Here is a 21323-nt window from a genome sequence, read left to right as displayed (position 1 = left end):
GCCTCGGTGAAACGGCTTTTCCTCATGTCGTCTGCTCCTTCTCAGGTTGGGCAGACTCTACATCACAGCGAGGGAACTTCCGGGGGGCAGGTCACTTCCAGCGCCTTCAACTCGGCGTCGATCTCTTCCAGCGGTCTCGGCGGCACGTATTTGTAGAAGTAGCGGTTGAAGTTGATTTCATACCCGACACGTCCAACGCCGCCATCCTGCGCGTCGGTATAGCTCTCATCCACGAAAGCCTCGGGGACGAAGGGCAGAACCTCGCGCTGCACATAGGCGCGCCAGTCCTCGTTCAGCGGCACCAGTTCGTGATCGCGCAGATCGGTGTCGGGTTCGGGATTGCCGTGCCTGTCGGTGCAAACCGCGGCATCCTCGTCGCGTTCGGACAGCGCGGACAGGATCGCCTTCTTGACCGGCGCGCCGATCTTGATGCCCTTGCCGCGGAGGGCTGCGGAGAGCGCGGTGTCGAAATCCTCGCGGTTCATCCATCGCTGACCAGCGGGCAAGCCATCCTGCAACGCCTCCAGCGCCTCGGGCGTGGCGGCGAAGGCGAGCCTCAACGGCCGCTCGACCCGGATTTCCCGGTACCCGAAATCCGCCGTGTCGAAGATCTTCGACACCTCCGAATAGCCGCTCTCCCCGTTCAGGAACTCGCCATAGATTCGCACGATCTCGGCCCGGGCCTCGTCGGGAATGAAGCGCCGCTTCGAGCCCAGGGATTTACGCATCGAAGTCCAGAACGCCTCGCCCGAGGCATCGATCAGCTGGACCTTGCCCCGGCGCTTCTCCGGCTTCCGGTTGGACAGGATCCAGATATAGGTCTGGATGCCGGTGTTGTAGAAGATGTCCGTGGGCAAGGCCACGATCGCCTCGACGAGGTCGTTTTCCAGCATCCAGCGCCGGATCTCGCTCTCCCCGGAACCGGCGCCGCCGGTGAAGAGCGGCGAGCCATTCATCACGATACCGATGCGCGAGCCGTTCCCGTCCTCCCGCATCTTCGAGATCATGTGCTGCACGAAGAGAAGCTGGCCATCGGAGATCCGCGGCAGCCCCGCGCCGAACCGGCCCTCGTGGCCCATCTCCTCCGCCTCTTCCTTGATGGGTGCGGCGTATTTCTTCCAGTCCACCCCGTAGGGCGGATTCGACAGCATGTAATGGAAGGTCTCGCCCCGGTGGGCGTCCTCGGTCAGCGTGTTGCCATAGGCGATGCGCGAGGCGTCGTGGCCCTTGATCATCATGTCGGACTTGCAGATCGCGAAGGACTCGCCGTTGAGCTCCTGCCCGAAGAGGTCGACATTGAGGTCCGGGTTCAGCGTCTTCATGGCCTCTTCCGCGACCGACAGCATGCCGCCTGTTCCGCAGGCCGGGTCATAGACGCGCCGGATGACACCTTTCCCGGAAAGCGCATCCTCGTCATTGACCAGCAGCAGGTCGACCATGAGGCGGACCACCTCGCGCGGCGTGAAATGCTCCCCCGCGGTCTCGTTCGAGATTTCCGAAAAGCGCCGGATCAGCTCCTCGAACAGGTAGCCCATCTCCAGGTTGGAGACCCGTTCGGGGTGCAGGTCGATCTGGCAGAACCGGTCGAAGACCATCCAGAGCGACCCCGCGTTATCGAGCTTCTTCAGGACCTCGGTCATCTCGAACTTCTCGAGGAAGATGTCCTGGACATTCGGGCTGAAGCACGCGAGGTAATCGACAAGGTTGGTCCGCAATTCGCCGGCGTCCTGCTGGCGCAGGGTCTGGAAGGTAAACCGGCTTTCGTTGTAGATCTGCCCGCCGGCATTGGCTGCCGCGCCAAGGATCATCATCCGGGCCACCTCGTCGGTTTCCTCGGGCAGGGATTCCGCCGTGGCCAGCACCGCCTCCTTCGTGGGTTCAAGCAGGCAATCGAGACGGCGCAGGATCGTGAAAGGCAGCACGATCTTGCCGTATTCGGACTGCTTGAAATCGCCGCGCAACAATTCCGCGATCGACCAGATGAAAGCGGTGTTGGTGTTGATGGTGTCCTGGCTCAAGGCCGGCCTCCTTCGAAGTGATGCCCGTTTTCGGCAGCTTTCGATAAGCTAGTGATTGCAGGAGACAGAAAGAATCCCCCGCCCCGAAAAACCTGTGGATAGAAATTACGCAGCCCGCCCCGATAACTCACGCACCAAGCGCCGCTATCACCTCGTCGTGGTGGGCCAGCACGATCTGCTGCTCCCGCGGCACCCGCGCGTCCGGAAAGGCGCGAGAAGGCCTGATCGGCGCCACCCACCTAATCGAATACGGTAATGGCAGGTTGGTTTCAGCCGAGACCGACACTATTTTACCGAGAAAGATAAACCAGCTTGAAATTCCGGACATCAGCCGGTATATTTACTGAAAAAGATAATTTGAATCGCGATGACCATGGAGATCGAACCGAACCTGCTCGCCGATGTCGGGCGACGCCTCCGGGCGTTGCGTGCGGATCAGGACCTTACGCTCGAGCAGCTTGCCCGCCTCACCGGGATCAGCGCGCCCGCGTTGTCGCTGATCGAGACGGGCAAGCGCGACGCGCGGCTGACGACGCTGGCGAAGATCGCGGCGGCGCTGCGGGTGCCGGTCATGGCCCTGCTGGCGGATCACGCAGACGACGCCAGCACCGGTGACGACGCCCCCGCTGAAGGCTACGATCTCGGGGACTACCTGTGACGCGATCCGTGCCGGTCTGGTTCGATGCGCTGCACGTGGCCGATGTCGAGGTGGCCGCAGATGGCGCGCTCTCGCTGCGCTACGCGGACCGCTGGCGGCAGACGAGGGGCGCGTTTCCGCTGTCGGTCACGATGCCTCTGCGCGCGGCCCCGTACACGTCCGAAATCATCTCGCCCTGGCTCGCGAACCTCTTGCCGGAAGAGGAACAACTCCGCAGCCTCACACGCTCCCTTGGCCTCGATCAGGCGGATGCGCTGGCCATGCTCGAACGGATCGGCGGCGATACGGCCGGCGCGCTTTCCTTCGGGCTGGCCTCCGACCGCAGCCGGTGGGCCTATCGCCCGCTCACCGATCTCTATGGCATCGACACTCCCGCCGCGGCGCTTGATCACCATTTCGAGGATCTCGGCAGCCGACCGTTCCTCGTCGGGGAGGAGGGCGTGCGACAATCGCTGGCCGGCGGCCAGAAGAAATCCGCGCTGGCGGTGCTCGATCCCGATGGCAGGCCGGTGCTGCGCCTGCCCGAACCGGGGAATGTCCTGGCCGTCCCGCTGCACGGGGCGCCGTCGACCCTGATCGTGAAACCGGACAACCCCAACCTGCCCGGCATCACCGAGAACGAGGTCTGGTGCCTCCGGATGGCCGCGGCCATCGGTCTCGAGGCGGCGCAGGCAACCATCCTGCGCGCCGAGGGCCGCAGCGCGATCGCTGTCCTGCGCTATGACCGCAGGCTCGGCCGGCACGGGCAGTTGGTGCGCCTCCACCAGGAGGATTTCGCGCAGGCCAACGGCCTGCCCCCCGGCCGGAAATACGAGCGCGGCACGCTGCCCGGGCTCGATCTGAAGACGCTTCTCGACACAGGTCGGCATGTCAGCGCGCGCGGTGCGCTGGCTTTGCTCGACCAGGTCATCTTCAACATCCTCGTCGCCAATACCGACGCGCATGCGAAGAACTATTCGCTGATCCTGCCCCTAGCCGAGCCGCCGCGTCTGGCGCCCCTCTACGATGTCTCCTCGGTGTTGGCCTGGCCCCATGTGGTCCAGGCCTTCGCCCATAGCATCGCGGGCAAGAAACGCACGGCCGACGGCATCGCGGGCCGGCATTGGGAGGCGATTGCCCAAGAGATCGGCTATCGCCCAACCGATGTCCGCAACCGCGTCCAGGAGCTCGTCGATCGCCTTGTGGCCAACCGCGTGCGGGTCACCGAAGAAGTCGCGGCCCTGCCGGGCGCAACGGCTGGATATGTCGCGCAGATTGCGGAGCTCGTCGAGGCCAACGCGCTCCGGATCGCCGGACGGCTCTAGGGTGCCGGCTCTGCGTTTGCGGTGAGTGTTCCAATCGTACCCGTGTCTTCCGCGCGGCACTGGGGTCTTTCTCAGAGCGTTCGCTTCCATGAAGCGGGCTTGCGCGTTGCTCATGGCACCAAGATAGATGCGCTTGCACTTGTTGCATGCATTTTGCTCAGGCAGCGTCCCCAGCCGCCCGAACCGCGCGCTGGAACATCAGGGTCATCAGCATGTCCCGCGCCTCCTGGTCCTGCATGAAGGCGTTGCGCATCGCGTTGTCGCGCTGGAAGGCCTACCGGGCGCGGGGGCGGTCCCAGAGCATGCCGGCAAGGCGTGGGTCCGGGGCGAAGCTGTCCTTCGGGAACTCGAGCCCGAGGCGCGGATGCTCGCGCAGCGCCTGCGCGCCGGTAGGGCCGATCCGGATGCGCCAGGTCTGTCGTTCGACCGGCTGCGGTGCGGCAAAGGCACGGCAGGTCAGCACGGCAAGGTTCGCGCCCCGGGCAGGATCGCGGACAGAGGCGTAGCGGATCACCTCGGCACCGATCTCGCGGGCGTCCTCGGCCAGATCCTGGCAGGCTGCGTAGTCGGTGAGGTGGGTCCAGACAACATGATCGGTGGCCAGTTCCCCGGCCGTCAGGTCGACCGCCACAATCGTTGCGACCGCCGCCGAGAAGGCGGTGTATTCGGCCGCATCGTCGGGAAAGGGCGTCTCCGGGCTCTCGGCGTAGAACAGAAAGCGGTAGAAGACCATTTCGGCTGCCGCCGTCTCGGGCGCCTCGGCCCCGTACCAGACGCCGGGCGTCAGTCCCGCCCGGCGAAACCGCGATCCTGCCGGATAGGGGCGATAACGGAAAGGCGTGGCCAGCAGGTAATCGAGCGCGCGGCATTCCTCCGGCAGGGGCGGCTTCGTGGCCTCGAGGATCTCCTCGAGGGCCGCCTGTTCGGCGAGGCTGTCGACAAGCTTCAAGGTCGAGACCCGGTGCTGGGCCTCGACGAACCGCCATGCCGGGCCCGCGTAGGGCCGCGTCTCAGAGCGGAGCGCGTCTTGCGTCCAGATAGGTCGTGACATCGACAAGCCCCTGCACCTGCGCCATCCGCTCCACGGGCCGTGCCGCGAGCGCCGTGTTGGGAGCGGCCAGCCAGCGTCGAGCCACCGCCTCGTCCCCCCCGGTGATCGCGTCGAGCGAGCGGAAGGTCCGCACAAGCAGGGCCGCAAGCTCGAAGGGCTTCGAGCCCGGCTCAAGCAGGCTTTCGCCCCGTTTCCAGCGCGACACGGTTGCCTCGGAGACGCCGACGATGTCGGCCAGTTGTCGGCCAGAAAGGCCAAGTCGGTCTGCCGCCCGCAGCGTGGCCTTGGTCAGCACGGCACCAGCCTCGGGACTCCGGGCGATCTGATGGGAAAGGGTCATGGCCTTCTCCTGTCTGAGGAAAACATAGTATCACTTCCTTTCTGAGGAAAGAGGAAACATGCCGGATGCCCTCTCCGCCGCGCTTACGGCGCTCTTCGCTGATCCGAACATCGGCCGAGACGCGGTCTACATCGCCGATGGCGGCGTGCCGGTCCTCGTGCGCATCGTTACCCGGCGTGGCGATGCCGTCACCGACTTCGGCAACGCCCGTCTCTGGACTGAGGGCAAACTATCTTTCCGACGGGTTTTCCCCTATATTCGAAAAGAGAGCTCAGACCGAGGATGGGGTGATGTCGAGCAAACCGGAAAAGGACCTTCTTCGTCCGCTGCTGATCGAGATCTGGGAACGGTTTCATCCTGCCATCCTGTGGTGGGCCGACAAGCGTGCCGCGACGGATCCGGGCAACATCCACATTGTCTACAAGGAGCTTCTGTCCGGTCCGCGAGGTGCGATGGATTACGCGGCTCGATTGAGGCCGTTCCTGTCATCACCGGCCAGGTAAAGGCGATGCCTCTCACCGCATTTCAGTACGAGCTCATGCGCCTGCTGGCTTCCAGCAAGACCCGATCCGCTTACCTGGCGGGGGGGTCCATCTCCTCTTTGGAGGGACGACGTTTTTCGGATGATATCGATTATTTTCACGACAGCGCCGCCATCACCGTGAAAACCTATGAGATCGATTGCATTATCCTGTCCGAGAACGGGTATGTGGTGACGCCGATAACGGAGACGCCCGGTTTTGTACGCGCTGTAGTTTCGCGGGGCACAGATGCCGTCAAGGTTGACTGGGCGCATGAGGCGGCCTGGCATTTTTTCGCTCCCGTCATGGATCCGGAGTTCGGATTCCGCCTTCACTGGGCCGACGCTGCGACCAACAAGATCCTCGCTTTCGCGTCTCGCAGGGAGTCGCGGGATGTTTTCGACGTCCTTCAGTGGCATGAAACCCGCCTCCCCCTCGGTATTCTGATCTGGGCGGCCAGTGGAAAGGATGCCGGCTTGCCGCCCGGGTTGATCCTGGAGGAGATCAGGCGGAATGCACGTATCTCCCCGGGCGATCTTTCCATGTTGAACGTCGAGGGTGGCGTGGACCCGGTTGATATCGCGAAGCGGTTCCGGGAGGCGGTCAGGGAAGCGGAAGCTCTTCTCGAGGTTCTTCCTCCGGAAAGCGCCGGCCATCTGTTCCTGTGCCCGGATGGGACTCCGACCAAGCCGGACCTTGGGTCTGAGGCGGCCCTATCAAGACGGATCGCCCCCACCCTCGGAGGGCTTATGCCGGTCCTTCACGATGAAATTCCGACCCCAGATTGACGCGCTGGCCGCCTTCTGCCGGGAGACGCTTGCCCGGCTTGGGCGGTTGGAGCATCAGGGTCATCAGCATGTCCCGCGCCTCCTGGTACTGCATGAAAGCGTTTACGATGTAGGCTACCACAATAGAAAAACCACCTGTCTAGAGACCCGACTTGTTGCCATGCGGGGGAACAGCATCCTCGAGGAGGCCTGAGAAGGGGGCGGATGGGGGCCGGTCTTCCATATGTCGTCCTTCAGAATTTCTGATGAGGCTATGGGCGCGGCCCTTGATCGACCGCCTTCTCCCCTTCCCTCAGGTAAGTCACCTCGAAGGCCCGGACGGGGCGCACCTCCTGGTGACGGCTGGCCGGCGAAAAGCCGTTCATCAGATCGACGCGCTGGAACACGTCCAGCCCCCGGTCAAGCAGGATCTTCCAGCCTGTATCCGTCACGAGGTGACGCGCGTGGATCGCCCCGCTACCGTCGAACTCCCAGCTGAACGCCACCCCCAGGGGGGCGATGGCATCCCGGATAGTTTTCAGGTATCGAGCAGCGCATCGAACGATTTCTGGAACGCAGGCGCAGCAGCACTGGACGAATTGTAGAATGGCAAGCCTCGAATGAGGTAGTCCTGCCCCCTAAACAACGTGGCCAGCTCGAACTCCTCCCCGATCTGGGCGAGGAAGTCTTCCTTCCATTGCTCATCAGGCATCAGCTTTCGTCCTTTCGGTTCGATGAATACCTGGATCGTGGTAATCGCATCGTCGCCCCTCTCGCGGAGAAACAGGATGAAATCCGGTTCGAACGCACGCCCCGAATCGAAGGAATATATCGTGACCATCTTCTCGTTCCGGACGAGGTAGAACTCCTCGAACCGCTTGCGCAGCAAGTCCTTGTGATCATGGATGAAGCGGATCAGGTGCTTCTCCTGATCCGTTCCGTAGGACTCGTCGAAAACATGCCAATCCTCGGCATGCAGGTCGATGGCATCGGCCCCAGGCACTTCCGACTCTGACCAAGGCCGACCCTGCTCACCCTGAACCCCAATCTTCAGTGTCCTGTCGGTAAGCGTTTCGCGGATCATGTAAGGCTCGAATTCCCGCGTCCCCCGGAAATCCACCTTCGTAGCTTTGATGGTCCCCTCTACCTTCCGCAGCGCAAAGCGCGCGACATCAAGCCGGTCCGCCGGCGAGAGAGACATGAGATGCCTTTCTCGTCCGCGCAACGTGATGGTTACACCACCCAGGAAATCGATATCCGTGATGAACTGGGAGCGGCTTCGAAGGCTAGGAAAGAGCTCCTGGAGGCGCTCGAAGGTGAAGAATGGCATCCCGTCCAAGGCGAAACGCACGGTGCTCACGCCAAGCTCTGTGAGGCTCATCGTGCGGGCCGTCTGTTCGCCGGCACCGGTGTCGATGACCCGATCCCCATCGAAGGCCCCGGTTTCGATCACACGGCCCGAAAGAAACGCGCCATAATCCAGCGCCCGGTCATCCATGTAATCCGACAGCTTGTCGATCTCGTCGCGCGCATTCCGGATGCGCCTGTTCACCCAGACATGGCCGCGCCGGAAGAAGTCCGTGTCCTTGAAACTGTCCTTCACGCGGAGCGTCACCTTTCGGGCGGTTTCATCGATCAGCCCGACATTCCGGAGGGCCTTCTTGATGTCGTCGATATAGCGCGGGTTATGAGAGCAGTGGTAATGGAGCTGCTCCAGGATCCGAAGATCGTTCTCGGCGTCGAGATCGAATTTGCGGCGATCACGCGGCAGGTCATCATCTTCCGGATGAGCGAACGGGTAATAGCGCGCGCCCCGGCCGATCAACTGCGCCTCGGACATGGTGGTACGGCCTCCGTGAAGAAATGGGATTTCAACCGATCCGACGTGACCAGCATGCCGATGAGGTCGGGATCCATCTGCAGGGCGCGTTCGATTACGACGCTCTTGAGGAGATCACCACCCTCGAAAAGGGACGCGTCCGGGGCGAGTGCTTCCTTCAGGTCGTCGATCAGATTTTGCATGTAACAAGGTCTCTTCGTGCGGAGTTTGTCTTTTGGTTCAGGATGATGGGGCTGGATTGTCCGGCGCGGTTGCCTGCGCTTGTTGCCGCTCATGATAATTCAGTTTCGATCCCCGAACCTTCGATTCCAGGCGACCGTCTACTGATAACCTATTGGTTGTGGGAGAGCGAAAGAATCCCTCTCCCCGAAAAACCTGTGGATAGAGATGCCGCAGCTGCGTAATCAGGGCCCCATTGCCGATGCGCGATCCATCTTCCAGGGTCATGTGACGCGCCACACCTCCCCGCTGTTCAACTGCTTGACGTAATCCACCACCTCGCCGTTCCAGTGATAGGCGAAGTGCGCCCCTGGGTCGGGATCGGGATCACGTCGGGCCAGAAGACGGCGATGCACCGGCCCTCGGGATAGCGGATGCTAGGCCAGGTGATGCCGTTCGACCCGGCCGCGCGCCGCTCAGCCCCGAAAACCTGGGAGGCGCGGTAATCGTCCGGATCCAACAGGTCGGCGCGGCCGGCGACGTCATCCAGATCCGCATCGACGGACCCGATCAGTTCGCGGAACTGTGACGTCCATCCAGGCGCCTCGTTCGTGGAGCGCATGAAGCGGGCGTGGTGGTGGATGGTTTCGGCAATGGCGACCTCGGTGCGATCGCCGGCGAAGTAGAGGCCGAAACTGCCGTCCGAGAACCGCCCCGGCCGCAGGGGCGAGCAATGGACGAAGGGCGCCATGACCCAACTCGCACCGGGGCCGGTCACGCGGCGGGCGACGGGCACCTTGGAGAGATCACCGATGCTCTCGCGGATGCGCGGATTGAACTTGGCCTCGGCCGAGGCCAGCGCCTCCCAATCGGCGGGGTCGGCAATGTCTTCGAACAGGTCGATGGGCGGGTGGATCGAGCGGATGATGCGGACAGTGCGAGGCCATGTCACGCGGCGGACAGGGACATTCACCAGGCACCCCGTTCAGCATCCAGATAGGCCCGCAGATCGATCAGGTCGGTGATCTCGCCGCGCATCATGATGTCGAGCGCGCTCTGCCCGTCGAAGACCTCGTTGGGCTTGCGGATCCACGCATAGCCGCGTGCGGGGTCGGTGAAAAGTTAGCGCAGGGCCTTTTGAATGCCCATCAGGATCGCCATGCGCGCGCGGAGATCACGATCGATGCGGCCGATGTCGCCGGCCTTCCAACGCGCCCAGGTACGCTGGGCCATGCCCCCCAGGAGCACGCGCGCCTCGCTATCCGCAAGGCCCCAGGCGCGGAACAGGTTGACGGTGGTGCGTGCCAGCACTGCCGCCTCCTCGTCGGTGATGACGGGAAGGTCGGGGCGCGCGGTGATCGGGTGAATTGTGGCAAACTGCATGGCCTGCCTCCTTTGGCATGAAAATATGTTCTATGTGCCAAAAGGCAAGGACAGTCCGTTCCTTCAGGAAAGGCTTCACGCCCCAGGCGCCGCCATCACCTCGCCCAGGCTGACTACTCTGGTCGACTGGGAGCTATTCGAGGTGGAATGGGCCCATCTCTACCTGTCGCATACGGGTGCCTTGCGGATAGCGAGGCGCGCGAGCTCCTCTTGAGAGAGTTGCATGGCGCGCCGCACTTCAGCCAGCGCCATCTCTGTTTCCAGGGCTTCAGATTTTGCGTGTGCGCGCGCCTGCGCTTCCGGCGACATACGATTGCGCAGAGTTGAAAAGGACGTACGGCCAGTCATTTTTCTATCTCCCCTTCGGCTTTCAGTTCTTCGATATGCTGATCGTAGAGTTTATCTGCGTTCGGGGTCAATCGGCACACCACTTGGGGAATGTCGGATCAGAACAGAAAAACGACTATATCTCTGGAGATGGCCGCTCAGCGCTGGATTTTCTGGCTGAACCGTGCTTGAGTGGCAGACCACATTTAATGGGATATCCATGATGGCGGACGGGGCAATGTACCAGGAGGACTTCCTGGCCTGGACGATTGACCAGGCCAACCGCCTGCGCGCAATCTCGCAGTTCCAGCTTGAAGAGTTCGACGGGGTCGACTTTGACCTCCTCATCGAAGAGGTGGAAGATTTGGGTCGAAGTGACGTTTTGCGAGTGCAGAGCCTGGTCCGGAAAGCCTTGGTCCACCTCATCAAGATCGTATCCGATCCTGATGCCGACGCTGTCAATCATTGGGAACGGGAGGTCATGACCTTCACGCTTGACGCGTCGGACTCTTACGGGGGCTCCTACCGGCAGCGGATCGACATGGACGCCGTCTGGAAGAAGGCGCAGCGGGAGGCCGCGCTCGCGCTCGGACAACACGGGTCATCCCCAAAAAGCTTCGAATCCTCCTGCCCTGTGGACCTGGACTGGATGATGGGGGATGAGTTCACCGTCGAGGCGGCGCGGAACCAGATCTCATCGGCGGTCATTCGACCGCCAGAGCCTTGATCACCCCATCCCCGATGCCTCTCGGTCCTGCATCGAGAGGCACTTCCGGAGTGAGAGATCGAAACCGATCAGCCTATCACGCCTGCTTGAGCAGATGGGCGCGTCGACATCGACGCCACCCTTGTCGAAAACGCCATCCGCAGCCCGGCCCCTCTTCATGCCTGGAAAACCGGCACGCCACATCGGCACACCCTCCTTCATTTTCCCACCAAGCCCATGTATAGAAGGAAAAACATCAAGTTTCAGGATCGGCACGGCACACATGGAAACACCGGCACGCATGGAGCCCTGCGGGATCGAGGAGAGCATAGGTGTTTACGTTCAATGGAATGGTGTCGTACATTTAAGTGCACACAAGGACTTCTGACGTTCATTTAACCGAACGCAAACCTTGACAATGGCATCAAGTCGCGCCAACGTTGTTCAATTAAACGGACACGAGTTGCACTAACGTTCATCAAATTGAACATGAGCAACCTGCCTGGAGACCGGCATGAAGCGCAAAAGAAGTTACGCGCGCCAGACGCGTGAAGCCCTGTCGGTTCTCGGCAAGTTGATCCGGATCGGCCGCATTGAGCGCGGGATGACGGCACAGGATCTGGCCGACCGCGTCGGCATCAGCCGCACGACGCTCCACAACATCGAGAAGGGCGCGCCGGGGCCCGAGATCGGCACTGTGTTCGAAGCCGCGGCATTGGCAGGTGTGCGCCTGTTCGACCAGGGCGACGCGGCTCTGCGCACGGAAAACGGCCGGCTTGCCGAAAAGCTGACCCTTCTGCCCAAGAGCGTCCGCCCTTCCCGTACGGAGGTCGATGATGACTTCTGACCGCAGGACGCCCGACAGCGCCTTCGTCTGGGTCTGGTTGCCGGGCCAAACCGAGGCGGTCGTGGCCGGTCGCATCACGTCGGAGGGCGGCCGTTACGCCTTCAACTATGGTGCCAGCTATCTGGACCGGGCGAACGCCATCCCCCTTTACACACCCGAGCTACCCCTTCAGCGCGGCCGGATCGATCCGCCGCCGAACATGGAAATGGCCAGTTGCCTGCGCGACGGATCGCCGGATGCCTGGGGCCGCACCGGTGATCTCAGGGTGCCGTTGCTCTGTGATGGGCTTCTCCAGGGAGGAAGTTCCACGGCAGCAGATCGTCGATCTGGCTCTGCTTGTGGCCCTGGACGATTGCGGTGAGTGTGGCGGACAGCCACGCATGAGGATCGACACCGTTCATTTTGCAGGTCTCGATGACCGTCATCCGAATGGGGAAAATAGGTATCGAGCGTCTCGAAGATATCTTCGGGGGCAGCGGGAATCCTGCTGGCCGCCGCCGCTGCTTTAATTTGGGACTACGCGACGTCGTGCCCGTTCAGATCCAAAGGGCCAATTTGGGGCACCGATTAGGGGTCACGATTCGATGCCGATCGACATGCAGACGCATTTCAGTGCGCGCATCGCGCTGGCAGCTGCCAACATGTTCCCGGAAGAGGGCACTTGAAGATTGACAGGGATATACTTAAATGAGTATCAAGCCACGGGAGGCGTCGCTCAAACCATGTCGATGGGTTGGAAGTTCACGGAAGGACCTTCAGGACTTCCCAGTCCAGGTCAGGAAAGACATCGGGACCGCCTTGATGTTCGCACAGGCAGGCCAGAAGGCCGGCAGTGCCAAACCTTTCAAGGGCGTTGGCTCTGGTGTTCTGGAGATCGTGGATGACCATGACGGTGACACTTACCGCTGTGTCTACCTCCTCCGCCTGAAAGGGGTCGTGTATGTTCTGCACGCCTTCCAGAAGAAATCGAAGACGGGCATCAAGACGCCGCCCAAAGACATCGAAATGATCAAGTCTCGGATCAAGATTGCCGAGGCGGACTACAGGAAGAGACCATTGCCATGACGGAAGAAATCACAGACAGTTCCGGTAACGTCTTTGCGGATCTTGGCCTTGAAGACGCCGAAGATCTGAGCCTGAAGGCTGCACTCGCGATTCAGGTCGCCTCCATTATCAAGCATCGCCACCTGACGCAGCGCGATGCCGGAGAACTCCTCGGTATTCCTCAGTCCCACGTCTCCAGGATCATGAACGGCAAGCTTGAAGGCATCACGTCCGACAGGATCCTGCGGATGCTGCTCAAGCTCGGTCGGGACATCGATATCGTGATCAAGAAGAAGAGCCCGAAGGTCGACCAGGGCCGCCTGTCGATTGCAACTGCGAAGAAGCGCGTTCCGGTCGCGGCGTGAGGATTGCAGCAGCCTCCTTCCTGTCTTGCTTCCAGATGATCGAAACGGGGCCGAAGGCTATGAGGCACATTCGCATCGAGGTCTGACGCGTCGTTGGCACATGCCAACGCTTGATCCGATCCCAAAGGCAGCTGATCTTCTCGGCTTTCAATTAGCCTTGCGGGCAAAACCCGGATGATCAACATTTACCGCCAGGGGCTGGCCCCAGGGGCCGGCCTTTTCTCATGAATGCAGGAAGGCGGGCTCTTCCCTCTCCGACCGCGGCGATCGTTCAATTGTCGCTGGATCAATCTCGGACATCGTCAGCTGTGCATTCACCTTTCGTGCGGCTATTCCAGCCCGGAACCACTTCAACGCTGCAGCAATGTTCATCCTCGCGCGCCTTTGACCCTTTTTCGGCTTCGAGGCCTCCATCACGGCGGCGGCCATCTCATCGATGCGGTAGAGCCCACCAGAGACCGGCAGTGGCATCTTGCGCTGTTGAAGGGCCTGACGCTTGACCTCCAGCTTCTCCGCCACATCGGCCAAGCTGACCAGGTCAGGGCGAACCTCGCGCAGGACAGTGCCTTGCGGCAGCGCCTTGATCAGTGCCCGCGCAGCATCGAGGATCACGACCTCTGCGTCGTCCCCTTCAACCTCCAGCTCCACGCCGACCAGGCCAGCCTGGCCCGTGCCCACAAGGGCATCTTCAAAGCCAGCCTCGAAGACGGCGTCGGACAGGGCAAATGCGTCGTGCTCTCCTTCGGGAAGCGCGAAGACCAGTTCGAATTCGAATTCTTCAGCCATCGGCTTTTCCTTCGTCTTTTTTCCCAAGCCTCACGCAGGACAGGGCCTTCTGCCTAACCTTCTTCGCGTGCTGCTGCGGGTTCTTGGGTGTGGACCACACCGACATGTTGCAGAACGTGCCGCAGCGGCACTCCTTATCGTTGGCAGGACAGCGGAGAATTCCCCATACGTGCCCCTTGCCTTCAATCAGATCCCATCCGAGAGCTTCCAGCTCTTGAACGACAGCCTCGATTTCCTTCGACGTGTGCTTCTTCCTTGGTACTGAAGATACTTCCCCCTCTTAAATTGTCAACCGACAAGTTATATGGTCGACGAGAACATCGCTCCAGATCGGCGCACCTGACGGGGCCGTCCCCCTGCTTCACGCGCCCCACCCCCAGCCTTTAGGCAGGCAAACGGGCCTCAGTGCGAGCGAAATAACTATTTTTACGCCGATACATTGATTTTTTTGAACTTCTACACCAATATTATCGTTTATACACCAAGGGAGCTGATTATGAGGCTTGATCGTATACGCCGCAGCGTTCAACACGGTCGCCCACAACCTACCGGCTCCACCCTTGTTGGTTACGCCGCTCTGATCGAAGGGCTTGACGCGGAGGCGCGCCCCCCGGAGACGCCGGCGGTGGTTCTGGATCGTCGGATCAAGGCGCCGGTTGGGGAATCGCATATCTGTAGGGACGGGTTCGCGCAATACGGGAGCCACATCGCCGTCCCCGATACGTTCTCCGATCACCTCACCTTCGCCCTGAAGCATGAGCGGCTGGACCTACTCGCTCTCAAGCGGATCTTCCTTGCCGTGCCGGAGCCGATCATGGCCGATCATGTGCGTGCGGCGCCGACGAGCGGGCCGCGCAGGCGTGCGTGGTTCCTTTACGAGTTCCTCACGGGACGCCGTCTTGACCTCCCCTCTGCGAACAACGGGGCCTACGTTGACGCCATCGACCCGGACTTCTGGCAGACGGGTCTTCCGGTCAACTCCCCGCGCCACCGGGTGAGGGACAACCTGCCGGGGAACGCCGGCTTCTGCCCCCTGATTGAGCGGAGGGCCGCGTTTGAGACCCCCCTATCCGAGATGTCGGAGAGGATACTGGGCGCGCACCTCGCGGGCGCGGACCGGGAGCTTGGGCGTCGGCTGGTTCGCCGACTCCTCCTGAAAGATTCCCGATCCTCCTTCCTGATCGAAGGCGAAAACCCGTCCAACGTGGATATCCAGCGTTGGAGCGATCACATCTCAAGGGCCGGGGAGGCCCCGCTATCCCTGGACCGGATGATCGGGGTTCAGAGGGATCTCCTCCGATCAAACCGGTTTATCGTTCCGGGGCTCCGGCGTGACGGCGTCTTCCTGGGGGACCGCGTTGATAACATGCCCTCCCCATTCTGGATCGGCGCGAGGCCTGAGGACCTGTCCGACCTGATCAACGCCCTGATCCGCGCGGACGAGCGTCTTGAGGGGTCAGAGGTCGACCCGGTCTCGCACGCGGCAGCGGTGAGTTTCGGGTGGGTCTTCATCCACCCGCTTGAGGACGGGAACGGTCGGACACATCGCTACCTCATGCAGCACGTACTGGCTCGTCGAGGTGTCCGGCCCGGCGGACTGACGGTCCCCGTCGCGAAGGCGATCTGGGAGGACATTCAGGGCTATCGGGACGTCCTGGCGCAGCATGATCAGCCGCTCATGCCGCTCATGGATTGGCGCCCCACCGGGAACGGGAATGTCGAGGTGCTCAATGACACCGCTGACCTGTATCGTTATTTTGACGCGACCGAACAGGCGCTTTTCCTGAGGGGGTGCGTTGAGCGGGTCCTGAACCACACGATCCCGAGCGAGATCGACGAGGTCCGCAGGCGGGACGCATACATCGCCGCGGCGCGTGAGGTGATCGATATGCCGGAGCGGCAGCTGGACCTGTTCGCCAGCGTGGTCATGAATAACGGCGGCGAGATGTCCAAGGCCAAGCGCAACAAGATCTTCCAGCAGATGACCGATGAGGAGGTGTCCTCCCTCGTCAGCCTGGTGCGGGAGGTCTTCTCACCACCCTCAGATGACAGCGCCGAATACAGGCCCTGAATTGGGGCACGGCATGAATGAAGCGCAGATACGCCATTATATCCAATAATGGGACATGTGGACACCATGACAAAAACAGCGCCGAAGGTCACGAAAGGAAGCGCCGTGCACCCTCGGGTGCACCCGGCGATGATAAAGCTCGGTCGCGATATGGCGCTGGCCCGACGCGTCAGGTCTCTGTCGACGATCGACATGGCCGAGCGCATGGGTGTCGATCGCAGCACCCTGCGGCGGCTCGAGCAGGGCGATCCTGGCGTCTCACTCAACACTTTCGCGATGGCCCTGCACGCGTTGGGGCTTATGGACCGCCTCGAGGGCTTGGTCGACCGAGCGACGGACGATGTAGGTCTCCTAACTGCGGAGGATGCGATCCCCAAGCGCATCGCCCGCTCCCGTCCGGCGTCCACGCGAAGAACACCTGCCGGCCCCCTCGGTCAGAAAGCGCCGAGCCAGAGGGCTGGTGATGGCGCGCCCGCCAGTGCGGTGCCTTGACGGTCAGGGTCCCGCCGCGGATCCCTGCAAATCACATCGCCTCATGGACCTGGCCCCTTGGATTTGCCGTCGGATCTGCTATTGTTTTTTGAAAGAACATAGCGTGAACGCCAACCCCATGCCGCTTCACCCGATCGACAAGCCCGTTCGCATCCCCGGCCCGACCCAGCCGCTCGCGCTTCCGCGCGCAAGCGCGGGATTTCCCTCGCCCGCGGCCGATGACCTCGAGGACGAAATCGATCCGATCGCGTGGATCCTGCGCCACCCGACCTCCACCTTCTGGTGGCGGGTGGAAGGGGACTGCCTGTGGGACGCGGGGATCCGGGACGGGGACCTGATCGCGGTGGACCGGGCCGGGAAGCGGCGGATCGGCAGGGCGGTCCTGGCCGTCGTCGAGGGCGCCGTGACCGCCAAGATCCTGCGCAAGCGGGAGGGACGGTTCTACCTGGCCCCGGCGAACAGCCGGGAGGCGTACCCGGACATCCCGCTCACCGAGGAAAGCGAGATCTGGGGCGTGATCGCCGGCGTGGTGCGGCGCTACCCGGTCGAATGACCCGCGCGGTCGCGATCTCGGACAGCGCGAACTTCTACGTGAGCGCGGAGCGGATCTTCGATCCCAGCCTGAAGACTGTCCCCGTCATCGTGCTGTCCAACAATGACGGCTGCGCCGTCGCCCGCTCCGACGAGGCCAAGGCGCTCGGGATCGAGATGGGGGCGCCGCTGCACCTGATCCGGGACAAGGTGGAGGCGCACGGGGTCCGGGTCTTTTCCTCCAACTACACCTTGTACGGGGATATCTCGCGCCGCGTGGTCGAGGTCTACGAGACCTTCTCGCCGAGGGTGGAGGTCTATTCGATCGACGAGAGCTTCCTGGATTTCGACGGCTTCCGGGACCGGGAGGCGCACGCCCAGGCCATGCGCAAGCAGGTCCAGCTCCAGGTCGGGATCCCCGTCCGCGTGGGGATCGGCCCGACCAAGACCCTGGCCAAATGCGCCAACGAGGCTGCCAAGCGCAACCCGATCTTCAAGGGCGTGCTGGATCTCGCGGACCGATCCGTGACGGACTGGCTCTTGCCGCGCATTCCGGTCGGAGATGTCTGGGGCGTGGGAAAACGGACATGCGCCAGGCTGGCGCCGCTCGGGATCCATACCGCGGCCGACCTGCGCGACATGCCGCCCCGGCAGGCCCGCTCCCTCGGCTCCGTCGTCCTCGAACGGACTGTCCGGGAATTGCAGGGGGAGCCCTGCCTGTCGCTCGAGACCGCCCCCCCCCCGCGCAAGGGGATGGCCGTCACCCGGTCGGCCGGGGCGCCGATGCGGGACCGGGAGACGGTGGTTAGCGCCCTGGCCGCCCACGCAACCCGGGCGGCGGAGAAGCTGCGCCAGCACGGGCTGGTCGCGGGAGCCATGACCGTGTTCTACCACACCAGCCGGTTCAGCACCGGCAAGCCGCAGCATACGGCATCCCGGACCGTCAAGCTGACCCCGATGACCTCGGATGCACGAGACCTCGTGCGCGCCGCACGGGCCTGCGTGGAGGCATCCTGGCCGCAACGGGGAGGCCCTTACGCCTTCGCGAAGTCGGGCGTTCTGCTGGATGAGCTGGTGGCCGAGGCGGACCGGCCGCGCAGCCTGTTCGATGCGGAGGACGGGCGCGAGGCGCGCTCCCGCGCGGTGATGCAGGCCCTCGATGCGGTCAATGCCCGGTTCGGCAAGAAGACCATGGTCCTTGGATCCGAAGGGACGGGGCGGGCCTGGGCGATGCGGGCGGAGTATCGCAGTCCGCGATACACCACGCGGATCTCCGACTTGCCGGTGGTGCGGTGAGGGGGTTGGCCTCGCTCGATCAGCTTCAGCGCCCGGCGCGAGCGGAGTTCACGAAAACCCGACATCGCCGTAGAGGCCCTGAGAGGCACCTTGGAGTGCAATGTTTAGCGATCCTATAATTGGGCGGCCAACAGAGCAACCCACCCTTCCAGCGGCCCGCTCCGCGGCCCTGAGGGCAATCCTTGACCCAACCCTCGGATGATTTCCGGGCGCGCCAACTTGGCCACGCGCCGTCTCTGAGTGCCTCTGCGCAAGGTCGGCATCCCCGTCCGCGCAAGCATCGACCCCGACCAGGATCCTGGCCAAATGCGCCAACGGGGCCGTCAAGTGCAACCCGATCCTCAAGAGCGTGCTGGATCTCGGCACGTGACCGGATTTCACGAAAACCCGACATCGCCGCAGAGGCCCTGAGAGGCGACCTGGAGCGCGATGTTGCGCGACCCTACGAGGGATAGCCGACAAAGCGACCCGACCCCTCAGCGGCCCGCTCCGCGGCTCTGAGAGGCAATACCCGACCCGACCCGCGGATGTCGGCGCACGCCAGCCCGGCCATGCGCGGCGGCGGGCCGCCGTCCCCTGCGCCAGGCGCTCCCGATAAACCAGACATATTGCCTTTTTTCAATGACTTGGAAGCTTGGATGCATGACCTTGAAAAGGTGTTACGCATTTTTCGTATTATTCTCAATAACTTAACTCGCTCCACTCGAGATCCTGAGGTCGCGTTACACCGCGACCGTTTATTTTCAATGACTTAGCTGGTGTAACGCGTAACGCCGAGAAATATATCTCCATCAGGGGCGCATGTGCGTGCATGCGCGTGTGTGCGTGCCTGCGTGTGTGTGTATGTATGTATATATATCTATATTTAGTTACATAGATAGATAGATAGTTTAGAAGAATGAATATTCAGGCACTTAGACCATGTAACTTGAAGTGTTACATCAGCATTGCCCGTTACATGCCTGTTATTTATGTCTTTTCTGAAACGGCGTTACACCCCGGATCGCGCAGAATGGCGTCAGGGGGCGATCCAGTTGTCCGTTTCGCAGCTTTCATAGCCATTTTCCCGTTCTTAGACAATATGTTACACCCTTTCAGGGCGTTTGGGGGTTATGAAAGGGGCAAAGCGGACATTTCCGGGCCGTCGGCCCGCTCCCCGGGCGACCTGAGAGGCGCGGATTTCACCGAGGAACAGGGCCATTGCGAGTTACGGCGCCCCCTCTGACGAATGTGCGTAAGGGTCGATCCACCGGATTTTGTCCGCGCGCAGGCCTGAGGGCGGCTGCCATCGGCCGATGTCCTGTCCTGGAGGGGCGATGTCGGCGTCCTCCTGATTGCGCAAGCCATGCTTCCCGTCCCCTGAAACGCAGCGGGCACCGCGGGGCAAAGCGGCGTGACCTGTCTGTGCTGACGCGGCGCCGGTCGCTCCCGCGTCAAGCACCTAATACGCGGGCCCGCTGGGACCTATGATGGACCTTTTTGCCCCTGCCGGCCGGTCCGGTTTTCAGGCCGTTCACGGGGGCGCGGCGTCGGGAAGCGCCCGCCGAGGACATGCCCGGCATGGCCGATTCCTGCTCCTACCGGCCGCGTTTTCCACAGAAATCTGTACGTCCCCGCCGTTTCTCCGCCCCACCCCGCTCGGGATTTTCGCGGCGATGTCATAGGTTTCCAATGCAACCCCCGGGCGAAGGCCGCCCGGCCGAACCATGGAGACCTGACCATGCGCACCATGACCGAACCGGTAGCAGCCTCGAACACTACCAAGCGCTCCAAGGTGATCAAGGTCCGCGTGAACCCCGCGGAGGAGGTAGAACGTCCCGTCCGTCCGCTCCGACTTGTCGATGACCGGGATGAAGGGAATGATGCTGCGCTTCTCGACCAGCCAGCCAGTCAGGTCGGATCCCGAACCGCTTTTCCGTCCTGTCCAGCATGGTGCACGACGCTCCGACCTCTGCTTGGCGGATGGCGCGCGTCGCCTCAACATCCATGATTACGGAGCTCTTCGTGTCGATCAGGAAGTTGGTGGCATAGGCAAAATAGAGGCGGCTTTCCTCCGCACGGGTCCATTGCGCGGCAGGGTCCGACTTGGCCACGAACTTCGGCTGGCTCGGGGACGCGGCCCCGAAGGCGGCATCATCCAGCGTCTCTAGGTATTCCTGCGCTGCATGGTGCCCTGCTTCGCGCGCCACCTCCGTGACCTGCCCCCCGTTTTCAGGGCCACCCGTAAGTCGAGTCTGTTCTACTTGTTCTGACGAACGTTACAAGAACAAACTCTCCTTTTGTATGGCCCGGATCCTTGGGGGCAGGTCAATCGGAACCTGCCGCCTGAACGGCGTGAACCCCGAAGCCTATATCGCGGCAACACTTCGCAAGATCCTCGACCAGCACATGCAGAGCGATATCGCCGAGCTTATGCCCTGGAACTTCGCTGAATAGTCAAGCCACCGGACCGAGGGTGGTCGCGCGGCGCTTACGAATGCCGATGATTTGCTCGTCCGTAAATCTCGTTCGCTTCATTGTCCGTCCTCAAGTTGGAGCGGACTCTCATCGATGGTGCAGGAAAAATCCCGTGACAGGTCAGCTCCACTAACTGCCGATCGCGGCAACCACGCTGTCCACGACCTCGACCAGCAGGGCGTCATTCTCGCACTCTGCCATCACCCGGATCAGGGGTTCGGTCCCCGATTTGCGGATCAACAACCGCCCCGTTCCGGCCAGCCGCGCCTGTGCCGCGGCAATCGCCGCGCGCACCGGGACCGCCGCCAGCGGATCGCCACCCGGCGCGAAGCGCACGTTCTTCAGCAGTTGCGGCACCCT

Annotated in this window: 20 protein-coding genes and 6 pseudogenes; 12 read left to right on the top strand and 14 right to left on the bottom strand. The window is 62.4% G+C overall.

What is annotated here, in order from left to right; all coding sequences use genetic code 11:
- Positions 1–62: 62 nt before the first annotated feature.
- Together EV663_RS14830 and EV663_RS14825 are read right to left on the bottom strand one after the other, a co-directional pair.
- Positions 63–2018, bottom strand: a complete 1956-nt coding sequence (locus EV663_RS14830) for a type I restriction-modification system subunit M (RefSeq protein WP_132953212.1) — start codon at positions 2016–2018, stop codon at positions 63–65.
- Positions 2019–2145: 127 nt separating this feature from the next.
- Entirely contained in the window at positions 2146–2346 is a 201-nt protein-coding gene (locus tag EV663_RS14825; RefSeq protein ID WP_132953210.1) for a hypothetical protein, read from the bottom strand.
- A 39-nt stretch (positions 2347–2385) separates the two neighbouring features.
- Between EV663_RS14825 and EV663_RS14820 the strand changes: the two genes are divergently transcribed.
- Both EV663_RS14820 and EV663_RS14815 read left to right on the top strand, forming a co-directional pair.
- Positions 2386–2676, top strand: coding sequence for a helix-turn-helix domain-containing protein (locus EV663_RS14820; RefSeq protein WP_132953209.1), 291 nt, complete (start codon positions 2386–2388; stop codon positions 2674–2676).
- Complete coding sequence (locus EV663_RS14815; RefSeq protein WP_132953208.1) at positions 2673–3980, top strand: type II toxin-antitoxin system HipA family toxin; 1308 nt, start codon at positions 2673–2675, stop codon at positions 3978–3980. The genes EV663_RS14820 and EV663_RS14815 overlap by 4 nt, the downstream gene beginning before the upstream one ends.
- A gap of 274 nt (positions 3981–4254) precedes the next feature.
- Here EV663_RS14815 and EV663_RS14810 read toward each other — a convergent pair whose 3' ends face one another.
- The gene (locus EV663_RS14810) at positions 4255–5031 is read right to left on the bottom strand and encodes an RES family NAD+ phosphorylase (protein ID WP_132953206.1); all 777 of its coding nucleotides are present in this window, start codon (positions 5029–5031) and stop codon (positions 4255–4257) included.
- A complete protein-coding gene (locus EV663_RS14805; protein WP_132602442.1) occupies positions 4991–5371 on the bottom strand; it encodes an antitoxin Xre/MbcA/ParS toxin-binding domain-containing protein in 381 nt (126 codons plus the stop codon). Before EV663_RS14805 ends, EV663_RS14810 begins: the two co-directional genes overlap by 41 nt.
- 58 nt (positions 5372–5429) lie before the next feature.
- Here EV663_RS14805 and EV663_RS14800 point away from each other — a divergent pair, with 58 nt between their 5' ends.
- Complete coding sequence (locus tag EV663_RS14800) at positions 5430–6680, top strand: head-tail joining protein (RefSeq protein ID WP_132953204.1); 1251 nt, start codon at positions 5430–5432, stop codon at positions 6678–6680.
- Between the two features lie 251 nt (positions 6681–6931).
- Here EV663_RS14800 and EV663_RS14795 read toward each other — a convergent pair whose 3' ends face one another.
- The 6 genes and pseudogenes from EV663_RS14795 to EV663_RS16020 form a co-directional block, all read right to left on the bottom strand.
- The gene (locus EV663_RS14795) at positions 6932–7165 is read right to left on the bottom strand and encodes an MIT C-terminal domain-containing protein (RefSeq protein WP_243697984.1); all 234 of its coding nucleotides are present in this window, start codon (positions 7163–7165) and stop codon (positions 6932–6934) included.
- Between the two features lie 32 nt (positions 7166–7197).
- Complete coding sequence (locus EV663_RS14790) at positions 7198–8499, bottom strand: hypothetical protein (protein ID WP_132953200.1); 1302 nt, start codon at positions 8497–8499, stop codon at positions 7198–7200.
- A complete protein-coding gene (locus EV663_RS14785) occupies positions 8481–8681 on the bottom strand; it encodes a hypothetical protein (protein ID WP_132953198.1) in 201 nt (66 codons plus the stop codon). Before EV663_RS14785 ends, EV663_RS14790 begins: the two co-directional genes overlap by 19 nt.
- A 261-nt stretch (positions 8682–8942) precedes the next feature.
- A pseudogene (locus EV663_RS14775) lies at positions 8943–9631 on the bottom strand (RES family NAD+ phosphorylase).
- A pseudogene (locus tag EV663_RS16025) lies at positions 9628–9768 on the bottom strand (antitoxin Xre/MbcA/ParS toxin-binding domain-containing protein); the annotation flags it as partial. The pseudogenes EV663_RS14775 and EV663_RS16025, both read right to left, overlap by 4 nt.
- Before the next feature lie 12 nt (positions 9769–9780).
- Positions 9781–10041, bottom strand: coding sequence for an antitoxin Xre-like helix-turn-helix domain-containing protein (locus EV663_RS16020; RefSeq protein ID WP_341799043.1), 261 nt, complete (start codon positions 10039–10041; stop codon positions 9781–9783).
- A gap of 550 nt (positions 10042–10591) precedes the next feature.
- Here EV663_RS16020 and EV663_RS14765 point away from each other — a divergent pair.
- Together EV663_RS14765 and EV663_RS14760 are read left to right on the top strand one after the other, a co-directional pair.
- Entirely contained in the window at positions 10592–11095 is a 504-nt protein-coding gene (locus EV663_RS14765) for a DUF29 family protein (RefSeq protein WP_165910213.1), read from the top strand.
- Positions 11096–11588: 493 nt separating this feature from the next.
- Positions 11589–11921 carry a helix-turn-helix transcriptional regulator gene (locus EV663_RS14760; protein WP_132953191.1) on the top strand — a complete coding sequence of 111 codons (333 nt, stop codon included), beginning with the start codon at positions 11589–11591 and terminating at the stop codon, positions 11919–11921.
- Between the two features lie 260 nt (positions 11922–12181).
- Here the strand turns inward: EV663_RS14760 and EV663_RS14750 are convergent.
- Positions 12182–12343 (bottom strand): annotated as a pseudogene (locus EV663_RS14750) (transposase domain-containing protein); the annotation flags it as partial.
- A gap of 265 nt (positions 12344–12608) precedes the next feature.
- On the opposite strand from EV663_RS14750, the gene EV663_RS14745 reads away from it, so the two are divergent.
- Positions 12609–12986, top strand: a complete 378-nt coding sequence (locus EV663_RS14745) for a type II toxin-antitoxin system RelE/ParE family toxin (RefSeq protein WP_132953189.1) — start codon at positions 12609–12611, stop codon at positions 12984–12986.
- Complete coding sequence (locus tag EV663_RS14740) at positions 12983–13330, top strand: helix-turn-helix domain-containing protein (protein WP_132953187.1); 348 nt, start codon at positions 12983–12985, stop codon at positions 13328–13330. Before EV663_RS14745 ends, EV663_RS14740 begins: the two co-directional genes overlap by 4 nt.
- 222 nt (positions 13331–13552) lie before the next feature.
- Here the strand turns inward: EV663_RS14740 and EV663_RS14735 are convergent, their stop codons facing one another.
- Positions 13553–14116 carry a hypothetical protein gene (locus EV663_RS14735; protein WP_132953185.1) on the bottom strand — a complete coding sequence of 188 codons (564 nt, stop codon included), beginning with the start codon at positions 14114–14116 and terminating at the stop codon, positions 13553–13555.
- A gap of 448 nt (positions 14117–14564) precedes the next feature.
- Here EV663_RS14735 and EV663_RS14725 point away from each other — a divergent pair, with 448 nt between their 5' ends.
- The 4 genes from EV663_RS14725 to EV663_RS14710 all read left to right on the top strand — a co-directional run bounded on the left by EV663_RS14725 (position 14565) and on the right by EV663_RS14710 (position 18506).
- The gene (locus EV663_RS14725) at positions 14565–16187 is read left to right on the top strand and encodes a Fic family protein (RefSeq protein WP_132953183.1); all 1623 of its coding nucleotides are present in this window, start codon (positions 14565–14567) and stop codon (positions 16185–16187) included.
- 48 nt (positions 16188–16235) lie between these two features.
- Positions 16236–16679: a helix-turn-helix domain-containing protein gene (locus tag EV663_RS16080; RefSeq protein ID WP_425057148.1), complete on the top strand. Its 444-nt coding sequence runs from the start codon at positions 16236–16238 to the stop codon at positions 16677–16679.
- A gap of 118 nt (positions 16680–16797) precedes the next feature.
- The gene (locus tag EV663_RS14715) at positions 16798–17232 is read left to right on the top strand and encodes a S24 family peptidase (protein WP_132953214.1); all 435 of its coding nucleotides are present in this window, start codon (positions 16798–16800) and stop codon (positions 17230–17232) included.
- Complete coding sequence (locus EV663_RS14710; protein ID WP_132953179.1) at positions 17229–18506, top strand: Y-family DNA polymerase; 1278 nt, start codon at positions 17229–17231, stop codon at positions 18504–18506. The genes EV663_RS14715 and EV663_RS14710 overlap by 4 nt, the downstream gene beginning before the upstream one ends.
- A gap of 1810 nt (positions 18507–20316) precedes the next feature.
- Here the strand turns inward: EV663_RS14710 and EV663_RS15910 are convergent.
- Positions 20317–20671: pseudogene (locus tag EV663_RS15910) on the bottom strand (IS5/IS1182 family transposase); the annotation flags it as partial.
- 145 nt (positions 20672–20816) lie between these two features.
- Between EV663_RS15910 and EV663_RS14700 the strand changes: the two are divergent.
- Positions 20817–20942 (top strand): annotated as a pseudogene (locus tag EV663_RS14700) (transposase domain-containing protein); the annotation flags it as partial.
- Positions 20943–21092: 150 nt separating this feature from the next.
- Here EV663_RS14700 and EV663_RS14695 read toward each other — a convergent pair.
- A pseudogene (locus EV663_RS14695) lies at positions 21093–21323 on the bottom strand (phosphoglucosamine mutase); the annotation flags it as partial.

Origin of the sequence: Rhodovulum bhavnagarense, assembly GCF_004343505.1 — a bacterium.
Taxonomy (GTDB): domain Bacteria; phylum Pseudomonadota; class Alphaproteobacteria; order Rhodobacterales; family Rhodobacteraceae; genus Rhodovulum; species Rhodovulum bhavnagarense.
The sequence above is the reverse complement of the archived record's forward strand: the minus strand, read 5'-3'. Positions and strand labels throughout refer to the sequence as shown.